The organism is Fischerella thermalis PCC 7521, assembly GCF_000317225.1.
GTDB classification, from domain to species: Bacteria; Cyanobacteriota; Cyanobacteriia; order Cyanobacteriales; family Nostocaceae; genus Fischerella; species Fischerella thermalis.
This window is the reverse complement of sequence record NZ_AJLL01000012.1, coordinates 154,250-166,063: the sequence shown is the minus strand read 5'-3', so window position 1 is coordinate 166,063 and position 11,814 is coordinate 154,250. Positions and strand designations below refer to the sequence as shown.

The 11,814-nt window shown below is 41.8% G+C and carries 7 protein-coding genes; 4 read left to right on the top strand and 3 right to left on the bottom strand.

Translation table 11 applies throughout. The annotated features are described in order from the left end of the window. Window positions 1-25 precede the first annotated feature (25 nt). Complete coding sequence (menD, locus tag UYK_RS0104095) at window positions 26-1,804, bottom strand: 2-succinyl-5-enolpyruvyl-6-hydroxy-3-cyclohexene-1-carboxylic-acid synthase (protein ID WP_009457402.1); 1,779 nt, start codon at window positions 1,802-1,804, stop codon at window positions 26-28. Window positions 1,805-1,991: 187 nt separating this feature from the next. Between menD and folB the strand changes: the two genes are divergently transcribed. From folB to UYK_RS0104075, 4 genes are all read left to right on the top strand, one after another. Then, window positions 1,992-2,351 carry a dihydroneopterin aldolase gene (folB, locus tag UYK_RS0104090; RefSeq protein WP_009457403.1) on the top strand — a complete coding sequence of 120 codons (360 nt, stop codon included), beginning with the start codon at window positions 1,992-1,994 and terminating at the stop codon, window positions 2,349-2,351. A 508-nt stretch (window positions 2,352-2,859) separates the two neighbouring features. Next, window positions 2,860-4,158 carry a diguanylate cyclase domain-containing protein gene (locus UYK_RS0104085; protein WP_016870950.1) on the top strand — a complete coding sequence of 433 codons (1,299 nt, stop codon included), beginning with the start codon at window positions 2,860-2,862 and terminating at the stop codon, window positions 4,156-4,158. Window positions 4,159-4,441: 283 nt separating this feature from the next. Then, window positions 4,442-5,725 (top strand): ABC transporter substrate-binding protein, encoded by a 1,284-nt coding sequence (locus UYK_RS0104080; RefSeq protein WP_009457408.1) that lies wholly within the window; start codon window positions 4,442-4,444, stop codon window positions 5,723-5,725. A gap of 89 nt (window positions 5,726-5,814) precedes the next feature. Next, window positions 5,815-6,714 carry a carbohydrate ABC transporter permease gene (locus tag UYK_RS0104075; protein WP_016870949.1) on the top strand — a complete coding sequence of 300 codons (900 nt, stop codon included), beginning with the start codon at window positions 5,815-5,817 and terminating at the stop codon, window positions 6,712-6,714. Between the two features lie 302 nt (window positions 6,715-7,016). Here UYK_RS0104075 and UYK_RS0104070 read toward each other — a convergent pair whose 3' ends face one another. Together UYK_RS0104070 and smc are read right to left on the bottom strand one after the other, a co-directional pair. After that, window positions 7,017-8,009, bottom strand: a complete 993-nt coding sequence (locus tag UYK_RS0104070) for a PRC-barrel domain-containing protein (protein WP_009457410.1) — start codon at window positions 8,007-8,009, stop codon at window positions 7,017-7,019. 58 nt (window positions 8,010-8,067) lie between these two features. Further along, complete coding sequence (gene smc / locus UYK_RS0104065) at window positions 8,068-11,757, bottom strand: chromosome segregation protein SMC (protein ID WP_026086351.1); 3,690 nt, start codon at window positions 11,755-11,757, stop codon at window positions 8,068-8,070. Between the last annotated feature and the right edge of the window lie 57 nt (window positions 11,758-11,814).

The following is an 11,814-nucleotide window of genomic DNA, read 5'->3' as shown; positions in this document are numbered from 1 at the left end:
ATAATTTGAGAGACCTCTGCCAAATTCAAAATTTGGCAAATTTACCTAAATTTTCCTGACGCCACTGAGCGTCTAGTTTGCGATTTGTTCGCAACTCTAACACTCGTATGCCACTGGTAGGTAGAGGATTTAATTTTGTTTGCAATTGTTCCCAGGAATTTATTAATTCATATTCCACACCATAGGTAGCACACAATTGGGAAAAGTCTATATTTTGGGGTGTGGCAAAAAATTCTTCAAATGGTGGTTCAAACTTAGCAATAGGTAACATTTCAAAGATGCCACCACCATTATTGTTAACTAACACAATTGTTAGATGTCCAACAAATTTATTTCTAATTAAAAAGCCATTTGTATCATGTAATAGTGCTAAATCTCCAGTTAACATGACACTGCTTTGATGACGATGGGCAATTCCTAAAGCAGTAGATAATGTCCCATCTATACCATTTGCACCCCGGTTAAAAAAGGGTCGTATACCAGATTGATTGAGTTGCCAGAAATATTCTACATCTCGTACAGGCATACTATTGGCAATAAATAAAGGTGTTTGTGGCGGTAGACTCTGGGAAAGTAACCAAGCAATTTTACTTTCTAATAAATCGTCTATTTGCTTAAAGGTATGATCAACATTTGTTCTAACTTGTACTTCGAGTTGATGCCATAGTTGCAAGTAAGAGGATGGGGTGGTGGAGTGGTGGGGTGATAAGGAGAATTTACCCTCTTGTTTGCTGACTAATTCTTCTACATTCACCCGTAGATGAACTGTCCTATTGTGGAGAGGATCAAGATTTTGATCACTAGAGTCAATTAGCCAACGTCTAGCAGCAGTGGATTTTAGCCAGTTACGCAGTACTGGACTGGTGGGCATTTCACCAATTTGAATTACTATTTCTGGTGTGAGCTGTTTTGCTAGTTGCTGATTCCGCAATATCAGGTCATAAGTAGAGATAATGTGAGGGTTGATACTAGCATAATTTCTGACAGGGGATAATCCTTCAGCTAAGACTGGAAATTGTAAATTTTGGGCAAGTTGGGCGATCGCTTGACAATATTCCTGTGGCTGTTGTGGTTGGGCAACTCCAGCTATAATGATTCCTCGCTCAGAGTTTTGCCAATCGTTAAGGGGAACAGATGGGGTGATTGAGAGATGGCGTGATGGGGAGAATTTTGTGACGTGAGCAAAAAATTCTTCTGGGTTAAATTGCGACTGTAGAAACGCCAAATTTTGTGTCTCTACATTCGCGTCAGGAATCGGTGCGAGGGGGTCGCGAAAAGGTATATTTAGGTGTATGGGGCCAGGGACAGGGTAGAGCGATCGCTCCCAAGCATAAACCATTGTTTGCCGTAAATAAGCTAGCATTCCCATTTCTGCTACGGGTAGAGCTAACTCTGTTTGCCAGTTGGGGTAACTGCCATATAATTTCAACTGGTCTATAGTTTGTCCAGAATGACAATCCCGTAATTCTGGTGGTCGATCGGCGGTTAAAACTAGCAGTGGTACACGAGTTTGTTTCGCTTCAATTACTGCTGGGTAAAAATTCGCCCCCGCTGTCCCAGAAGTACAAACGATAGCTGTGGGTAATCCTGTGGCTTTTGCTCTTCCTAAGGCAAAAAAAGCTGCGGAACGTTCATCGAGAATGGAAATAACATCTATTTCTGGTGCTTGTTGAGCAAAAGCAACCGCTAATGGTGTGGAACGAGAACCAGGACAAATGATAGCAGTTGTTAAGCCCAAGTGCTGCAACGTTTGTGTCAATACGGAAGCCCAGAGTTCATTTGTGTTTCTGAAACCAACTTGCATGGAATTTTTTGAGATAGGGGATAGGTGATGGGGTGTAGATGCGCTTTGCGCGGCTTCCCGTAGGGTAGGGAAGATGGGGTGATGGGGAGAAAAACTAATAACCAATGACAATTGACAACTACCAACAACCAACAATATATGACTTGCTTTACAATCCTAAAGGCAAAATTCGCTCTTTTATTTTCATATGGACTGCATTGATGTCACCGGAATTCGGGCTTATGGCTACACTGGCTATCTACCAGAGGAACAGGTGCTAGGACAATGGTTTGAGGTGGATGTGAAGTTATGGTTGGATCTCAAATCAGCAGGCAAAACTGATGCGATCGCAGATACTGTAGACTACCGTCAAGTTATTAATTTGGTGCAACATCTGATCAAAACATCAAAGTTTGCTTTGATTGAAAGACTGGTAGCTGTAATTGCAGATTCTATTTTGCAAGAGTGCGATCGTCTCACGCAAGTTCAAGTTACCCTCAGTAAACCTGCTGCACCAATCCCAGACTTTGCTGGCAAAATCAGCATTTGTGTGACTAGAAGCAGGTAGGTGGGGAGGTGGGGAAGTGGGGGGCTAGGGATCCCCACTTTGTGGGGTTGGGGGGTAATGGGGAGATGGGGTGGTGGGGAGTAAGTAGTTTAAAGAATGGGTAACCACTAACAACTAACAACTAACTATTAACTATTAACATACATATCATAAGGTAATAGTTATACCAAAAATCCCTGATATATCTAATAAGTTAGGACACTGTATATTTTAAATTTGATAAATAGAAGAAATGTGCTGTGTGCTGCCAATATTTATCAAGCTTGTCTAAAAAATTTTTTTGTTAAACAACATTATATTAACTTGATATTAGACACTTCAGTTACTTGTAGCTGGTTAATTAAGAATTAAAAAATAGACTACTTTCTCAAAAACAGCAAGAGGTAGTGATTAATTTAGTTAAGTAAGACACAGTAGGATAGGGGATTTATTATGATAGGATTACGGTCTTACAAACTTAGCTAACATCGACAACAAAATTCGCTCCTGTAGAACTGGTAACTTTAGCATGGTGGCTCCAAAAATCCTAGTTATCGAGGATGAAGAAATCCTTGCTGTGGATATTACAAATACTTTACACAAGTTAGGATATGAGGTTCATAAAATAATTAATTTTGGAGAAAATGCAATACAAAATATAGTAGAAATCAGTCCTGACTTAGTGTTAATTTGTATCTGTTCAATAGGAGAATTAGATTGTGTTGAAGTAATAGATACTATTAAATTTAATTTGAAAATACCAGTACTCTGTTTAACAGAAGATCCAGAACATAAAACATTTAGTAATAATCACTTAGGAGAGCCTTTTAGCTACATTATTAAACCCTTCACGGAAAAAGAATTGTATAATGCAGTCGAAATGGCTCTTTATAAAGAGAAAATTCACAAGCAATTAAAACAGGAAAATCAAAAACTACTGACGGTTATTAATAGTATGGGCTGTGCAGTAGTGATGACAGATATAAATTCTTGCATCCAAATGATGAATCCAGTAGCGGAAATACTGACTGGTTGTCAGCAAAAAGAAGCTTTGGGGAAATTTTGGAGAGATGTTTTAAATTTAGTTGATCAAGACACTGGAGAAGAGATTGTTGATATAGTAACGCAAGCAATGGAAACTGGTATAGTTTTGCAACTACCAGAAAACTGTCTTCTCATAACCAGGGATGGGAAAAAAATACCGATTGGAGATACTGTTGCACCAATTCGTGATCATATGGGTAGAATTGCAGGTGCTGTGATAGTTTTTCAAGACATTACTCAACGCAAGCAACAGGAAGCACAACTAATTCGCAATGCTTTCTATGATGGACTAACAGCACTACCTAACCGAGTGTTATTTCTGGATAGGCTAAAACAAGCATCAGAACGTTGTAAAAGACGCTTTAATTATCATTTTGCTGTTTTATTTTTAGATTTAGATAGTTTTAAAATAATTAATGATCGCTTTGGGCATGGCATGGGTGATGATTTATTAGTAGCGATCGCTCGACGCTTGGAGTCGTGTTTGCGTGGTGGTGATACTGTCGCTAGATTTGGCGGCGATGAATTTGCAGTGTTGTTAGAGGATATTAAAGATGTTAGTGATGCTATTAATATTGCCAAACGTATTCAAGAAACTTTAAGTTTACCTCTGCACCTCAATGGATATGAAATCTCCACAACAGCTAGTATTGGGATAGCTTTAAGTTGTAGTGGTTACGAAGAACCGACAAATCTATTGCGGGATGCGGATACAGCAATGTATCGTGCCAAAGTAAAAGGAAAGGCTAATTATATTATTTTTGATAAAAGTTTTATAGATTAAATTTAAATTAGGTTTAATGTGGATTGAAGCGTTAACAACAGTATTTTGTTATCGAACACGGATGCACACAGATTAACACCGATGATTTATCTGTGTGCATCTGTGTTCATCTGTGTTCGTTATTTGTTTATTTTTGTTGTGGCTGCAATTCTGATTGATAACAAAAATAAATAATAAATAAGATTACGTATTTTTAAAATTTCCTGACAACTACTTAATATTTCATCAAATCACTTACTTTTTCAGAGTAAAGTGAATATTTAACCGTCAGCCAGCAAAGCTAATGGTAAAAGTCCTAGCAAAATTGAAATTTTCAATAGTAATTTTTGTTGTGGTATTGTTGGGTATTATTTTTGTATCTGTTCCGCCAGCCCACACCCAACAACCAGTGGTCCTCAATTTGTTGATGACAGCCCCTGATGCTCAACCTTGGAAAGAGGGTATCATCAAAGACTTTGAGAGTAAAAATCCTGGTATTCGCATCAATATTATTGAAGGGCCAAACGCTACGAATTTACTCGAAGATTTGTACACATCAGCTTTTATTTTAGGTGATTCTCCCTATGACCTGATTAATATGGATGTCATTTGGACACCTAAATTTGCTGCGGCTGGGTGGCTGCTAGATTTAACAGACAAGGTTACAGAATCAGAATTGACAGCTTTTTCACCTAAGGATGTAGAAGGTGGACGTTACAAAGGTAGGTTGTATCGAATTCCGATGCGGAGTGATGTGGGAATGCTTTACTACCGAGAAGATTTACTTAAACAAGCGGGGTTTAATCCACCAGAAACTTTTACAGATTTGATCAAGATTTCCCAAGCATTAAAACAGCAAGACAAGATAAATTGGGGTTATATTTGGCAAGGTCGCCAATATGAAGGATTAGCGGCGATGTTTGTCGAAATTCTTCAAGGTTTCGGGGGATTTTGGGTGAATCCTAATACCCTAGAAGTAGGATTAGATAGACCAGAAACCTTAAAAGCGATCGCTTTTCTCAAAGAGACAATTGCAACAGGTATTTCTCCTCCCGGTGTGACAACATACCAAGAAGAAGAAACCAGACGCATTTTTCAGAGTGGACAAGCGGTATTTTTACGCAGTTGGCCCTATGTTTGGCCCCTCGCTAATGAAAAAGATTCTCCCATCAGAGGTAAAATTGCCATTAAGCCAATGGTGAGCGCCCCTGGTGAAAATTCAGGAGCTTGCTTAGGCGGGTGGGGTTTGGGAATTTCTAAAACGACTAAACATCCCCAAGAAGCTTGGAAAGCAATTCAATACTTTACCAGCGAAGCAGCACAGCGTCGATTTATTCTCCAAGCTGGTTTTGTACCTAGCAGGCGTTCATTATTTACGGATCCGCAAATTGTCGCCACCTATCCCCACTACCCCCAATTACTAGAAGTAGTGGAACAAGCTGTTTTGCGTCCACCCATTGCTCAGTATGCCCAAACCTCAGATATTTTGCAACGTTACCTGAGTGCAGCATTAACAAATCGCATGACTCCGGAAGCAGCCATGAAAGCAGCAGCCCAGGAGACGAGGCGGCTGTTGGGGGATGTTTGAGGAGGTGGGGATTAGGGGAGTGGGGGAAGCCTAATCAACAACTAACCACTAACCACTAACAACCAACCACCAACAACCACCAATGACCAATGACCAATTTAAGTACAATGGGTAGTCGAGAACACAGAACGGCGTGGCTTTTCTTGTTGCCTGCGCTGTTGCTGTTATTGTTAGTATTTGGTTATCCAATTCTGCGGGCTTTTTGGTTGAGTTTGTTTGCTCAGAATTTGGGAACTCAACTACAGGCTAATTTTGCTGGTTTGGATAATTATGTGCGGATGGCTGGGGATGGGCGTTTTTGGCAAAGTTTCTGGATTTCATCTGTATTTACAACCGCATCTGTGATTTTTGAATTGGTTTTAGGGTTGGGAATCGCCTTAATTCTCAATCAACGATTTTTTGGACGAGGTACAGTCAGAACTGTTGCTATCATACCTTGGGCTTTGCCTACTGCTTTGATTGGTTTGGCGTGGGCGTGGATTTTTAATGATCAATTTGGGGTGGTAAATGATATTTTGCTCAGGTTGGGTGTAATTCAAACAGGAATAAATTGGCTGGGGGAACCAACCCTAGCAATGGTTGCAGTTGTGTTTGCAGATGTGTGGAAGACTACGCCATTTATTAGTATTTTGTTGTTGGCTGGATTGCAGTCAATTTCCTCAGATTTGTACGAAGCCCATGCCATTGATGGTGCTAGACCTTGGCAAAGTTTCTATCAAATTACCTTACCACTGTTGATGCCACAAATTCTGATTGCCATGCTGTTTCGCTTTGCCCAAGCTTTCGGGATTTTTGATTTAATTGCTGTAATGACTGGCGGTGGACCTGGCGGCGCTACGGAAGTTGTATCTTTATATATCTACTCAACAATCATGCGTTATTTAGATTTTGGCTATGGAGCGGCGCTGGTAGTGGTGACATTTTTATTATTAGTTACAGCTGTGGCGATCGCAAGTTGGTTGTTGAGAAAATCTCGTTTAATGGTGTAAGGGGGAAGGAAGCGGGGATTGGGGATTAACAAAACAGGGTTAATTAACTATCTGTTTTTCTTACCCTTGCGCCAGTCTAGGTACACTTACTTGTACTTTGGTCTTACATTCTTATACTCAAAAAGTGCAGTATAATACTGCACTTTTTTAACTAGCCTGCTCCCACGTGAACTTCTTCTCAATCTGTTTTTTCTTGAGCAGTCTGACTCCCCTTCGCCAGCTGTATCTTCTAAAAAGTCAGGGATTAAGACTCTGGACGTTATTAGTTTGTGATCACTGATAACTGTTCACTGTTCACTGATTTAATATCCGCCTTCTTCTTCGTACTCTGGCATTTTCTCTTTGACTTTCTTGGGAATGTTTACCGGCTTTGGTGGTTCATCATCCCAAGCGTCGCGCTTGAGATCGTCGTCGTAATCATCATATTCTTCTGTGTATGATGATTTACTGGTGTAAGGTTGGGGTGGTTCGTAGGGTTGGGCTTCATACCTATCTTTACCCGTGGCTTCACTCCAGTTGTCTTCTTCCTCTTCTTCGTAGCGGATGGACTCGTAAGATCGTGCTTCCATCACCCGTCGTTGAGGTCGTTCTTCTTCATAATAGTCTTCGTCCCATTCCTGTTCTACTACAGGTTCGGGAGCGCGAACTTTAGGCTTAATTGGTTCTATTGGCACTCCACTCGGTAACTGGTTGGAAGGTGCAACTGTTCGGGGAGCGTAGTTGTAATCTTCTACGTCTTCCCGCTCCCAAGGCGCTCTACCGATACCAAGACGCTCTAGAATACCGACTGTGAGCTGAGTTACCCGTTCTTCAGCACCCTCGAATACAATTAACCTGTTAGGACCTGTACTGACTATTTCTTCTACCGAGAGTTCATAAGTACTCAGGAAAGAATCAGGAATTTGGGGTAGTCCTAGGGAGGCGATAGTGATAGAATATATTTTCCCTGTCTCGCCGTTGAATTTGAAGCCGCGGACTTTACCTAAGACTTCACCTGTTTCTGTAATTACTTCCCAGTTAATCAGGTTGCTGAAAGCCTCAACCTCAATGTCTTCGATGACATCCTCGTTATCAACCAAAATCACATCCCCGATTTGGCTGATGTTGCTGAGGTACATATAGCGCGGTATGCCAGAGACGGAGATCAGGCTGTCTCGCAAGCCAAGAGCCACAACCTCTCGCTGATCTACATCAACCCAGACTTGACTGACTATGCCTAGTCTTTTCCCGTTGTCACGGGTGATTACCTGGGTATTTAAAATATCGGAACGCCTAATTATTTGTTCAGAGGTCATTCTATACCGAGTCCTGATCTCGAATCCGGTTTATCTATACACTATTATTAACAAAAACTCAAGCCGACGTATTAGACGATTGTAACTTAATACCCAACACTTGAGTAAAAGCTCCTCTTGCTTGAGTAACGCCAATCGTGCGTTCGGCTGATTCTATCATCGGGCGACGCAAACTCACAACTATAAATTGTGCTTGTTGCGCCTGTTGTTTAATCATTTTAGCTAATCGTTCCACGTTTGCCCCATCCAGAAACATATCTACTTCATCAAATGCATAAAATGGCGAAGGACGATACCTTTGCAGGGCAAAAATAAAGCTTAAAGCTGTGAGAGATTTTTCTCCCCCAGACATGGAAGCAAGGCGTTGTACTGGTTTACCTTTGGGGTGTGCAACTAAATTTAAGCCGCTACTAAATGGATCTTCGGGGTTGTCGAGTTGTAAATAGCCGTCGCCTTCAGAAAGGGTGGCAAAAATTGATTTAAAGTTTTCATTGACGGCGTCGAATGCTTCTTTAAAAGCGCGTTGACGCAAAGTAGTAAAGTTTTCAATTCTTAACAATAATTCTGTACGTTCTGCTTCCAATGTTTGCAATTTTTGACTGAGTTCTTCTAAACGTTTTTGGGTGCGTTCGTATTGTTCTAACGCCAGCATATTCACTGGTTCCATTGCTTGTAGGCGCTTAGCAAGCGATCGCAATTCTTTTTGTAATTCTTCTAAATCGACTTTATCTGGAACTTCTGGTAAAGGTGATGGTAAATCCGCCGCCACTGTTTGCAGTTGGGCTTGGACGTTTGCTAGTTGTTCCCGACGCGTTTGCTGGGTTTCTTGGAGTTTTTGAATTTCCCACTCTAGCTGTTGTTGACGCTGGGTGTCAGCACGCAATTCCTGTTCAGCGCGATCGCGTTTTTGTTTTTCTTCCCCTAAATTCGCTTCCATTTCACTCAAACGCTGGCGAGTCTGGGAAATTTGTTCGTTAATTGCGACTATTTCACCAGCAAGGCGATTGATTGTGTCTCTGGTAGAGGATTGTTGTGTTTGGTATTCAATAATACGCTGTTCTGCTGCTTCAATTTTCTCCTGTAAGCGCTGTTGCTGATTTTCTAAGTCTTTGAGGTTTTGTTCGGCTGTCCGTAATACTTGTTCTCGTTGTTGTAATTGTTGCTCTTGTTCTTTGATCACTGCTTGAATTTGCTGCCATTCCTGGGGAGTTTGGGAGGCTTCCAACTCTGCCAGCGCGTGGCGTAGTTGTTGCAATTGTTGCTCTTGTCCTGGTAAATCCCGATCTAAAACTTCCAAACGAGACTGAGCAATGGTAAGTCTTTCGGTATTTTGGCTAAGTTGCGATCGCGTAGTTTCTAACTGGGTAGTGAGGGTTTTGATTTCTTTTTGTAACTGTTCTAGTTGCAACTGCTGTTCGCGCCGGGTTTGACGTGCTTGTGTTAATTCTTGGGAAAGCTGTTTGGCGCGAGTTGAAAGGGATGCGATCGCCTCGGTACAACGTTCTAAAATTCGATCAATATCTCCCAAGCGCTTTTTCAGCGCCAAGACTTCTTCCGATTCCGCTGCTTCGCCACTTCCAAACCGCAACGCCGAACGCTGGAAGACACTACCACCAGTCATCGCACCACTAGTTTCTAACAATTCGCCTTCGAGGGTGACAATCCGGTAAAGTCCCAAATTTTTACGAGCGTGTTCTAAGGTGGAAAAGACAACTGTATTGCCAAAAACGTAGGCGAACACATCCCGATAACGCGGCTCACACTCCACTAAGTTCACAGCATAGCCGATAAAGCCTTGAGCTAAACGCAGGGTTGCATCTGGTGTAAATTTCGGAGCTTGAATTTTATTTAACGGTAAAAAAGTTGCTCTCCCAGCACGTTTTTGCTTTAATAATTCAATTCCGGCGGCGGCGACGGAATCATCTTCCACCACAATATGTCCCAACCGCGCACCAGCAGCAACTTCCAAAGCGAGTTGAAAACGCGGTTCCACTCGTCCTAGTTTGACAACCATCCCACAAATACCAGGCATTCCTGATTGTAGAATGACTTTACTTGCGCCTGTGCCTTGGACTTCTTGTTGTACTTGCGCTTGTGCTTCTAATTTATCTAATTGGCGTTGTTTTTCCCGTTGTTCTTGTAAGAGGCGCTTTTGGGTTTCTTGTTGAATTTGTAATTCTTGTTCTGTGGCGGTGAGATTTTCCGCTAATGCTTGAATTGGTTCACTGGAGGAATTAAATTCTGTTTCTAGGCGACTACACTCAGTTTGTTTTTCTGCAAGTTGTGGTTCTAGAGTATGAATTAACTGGGTTTGTTCTTGAATTTGCTGTTGCAGTTGGTTGTTTCGTTCCCTTAGCTGTGCTTGTTCGGTGCGCTGGGGTTCGACGGTTTGCAGCAAAGTTTCAATTTGGCGATTGAGTGCTGTTTGTTGTTGTACCCAAGCTTCCGAAGCAGAAGCAATTTCTGCTGCTGCTTGACGAGAATTTTCTAATTCTTGTTGGGTTGCATCTCGTTCCGTTTGTAGAGACTTTGCATGCGACATCTCTACATTTTGTTGTTGCACCAGTTGTTCTATAGTTTGCTGGTGCTGTTGAATTTCTTGCTGAGTTTGAACTAGACGCTTGGCTGTTTCTTGGAATGCTGTTTCTAGTTCTGTTTGTTGACGTTGGAGTTGTTTACGTTCGGCTTCTTGGTTAGCGAGGATGGATTGTACTGCTAAAAGTTCTTCTTCTCCCAATGCTTTCACACGGGCGTTGAGTTGTGCAAGTTGGATATTTTTTTGAGTAATTTGGGTGTTGAGGTGGGTGAGTTGTTCGGTGAGTTCGGTGGAGGTGCGATCGCCTGCTTGAATTTGGTTCGCTAACTTTTCTTGGTGATTTTGCAAGGTACGCCAAGATAACACCGCTTCCCACTTTTGTTTTTCTAAATACTCAGTGCGGAGTTTTTGATATTTTTCGGCTTTGGCTTTATCTTGAGAGAGGCGATCGCACTGTGCAGTTAACTCTGTTTCAATAATCCGGCAACTATCTTCTTTTTCCCGAACTTCTTCGAGAGTATTTTTCGCTTGATTAATTTTACGGTCAAAGGCTGCCACCCCTGCCAACTCATCAATAATTTCGCGCCTTTCCCGCGCGTTCATCGAAATAATACTAGTGACGTCCCCTTGCAAAACGACGTTGTAACCTTCTGGATAAACCCGCAGACGTTCTAATTCTTCGTGTAACTCTGTCAGAGTACTGGAAATTCCGTTAATGTAATAGTTTGATGTATAAGTTCCTTGGGGAGTCACGCGTAGCCTGCGGGTGACACTCCACTCTCCACCCGGTATAGCGCGGATTTTTTGTTTACGATTTTTTTCGTCTTCTGTTGGTTCAACCTCTTGTGTATTCTTCTGTGCAACGGAGGTATCGTCATCGAGGCTTTCAACTTCGACGGTGGAAACAATCGGTTCAACTTCTAAAAATTCATCTGGTTCATGATCCGATAAATCAAACGTCACCGTCACACTAGCTTCGACAGCAGCACGAGATTTGCTAGTTTGGGTGGTGTTGACGAGATCGGGTAAGCGATCGGCACGCATTCCCTTAGAATTAGAGAGTCCTAAGCAAAATAGCAGCGAGTCAAGAATATTCGATTTCCCAGAACCATTTGGTCCAGAAATGACAGTAAACCCCGGCAACAGAGGAACGGAGGTAGTGCCACCGAAGGATTTAAAATTGGTAAGTTCAACCCTTTTTATATGCACCATAGGCGCTGACTAGTTGGGAAGGCGGAAAGTTCAAGTGTATCAGTGAACGTTGTTAAT

Bases quoted from the DNA above. Each gene is read 5' to 3' on its own strand.
- UYK_RS0104085 (WP_016870950.1), top strand. From the start codon at position 2,860: ATGGTGGCTCCAAAAATCCTAGTTATCGAGGATGAAGAAATCCTTGCT.
- UYK_RS0104080 (WP_009457408.1), top strand. From the start codon at position 4,442: ATGGTAAAAGTCCTAGCAAAATTGAAATTTTCAATAGTAATTTTTGTT.
- folB (WP_009457403.1), top strand. From the start codon at position 1,992: ATGGACTGCATTGATGTCACCGGAATTCGGGCTTATGGCTACACTGGC.
- menD (WP_009457402.1), bottom strand. From the start codon at position 1,804: ATGCAAGTTGGTTTCAGAAACACAAATGAACTCTGGGCTTCCGTATTG.
- UYK_RS0104070 (WP_009457410.1), bottom strand. From the start codon at position 8,009: ATGACCTCTGAACAAATAATTAGGCGTTCCGATATTTTAAATACCCAG.
- UYK_RS0104075 (WP_016870949.1), top strand. From the start codon at position 5,815: ATGACCAATTTAAGTACAATGGGTAGTCGAGAACACAGAACGGCGTGG.
- smc (WP_026086351.1), bottom strand. From the start codon at position 11,757: ATGGTGCATATAAAAAGGGTTGAACTTACCAATTTTAAATCCTTCGGT.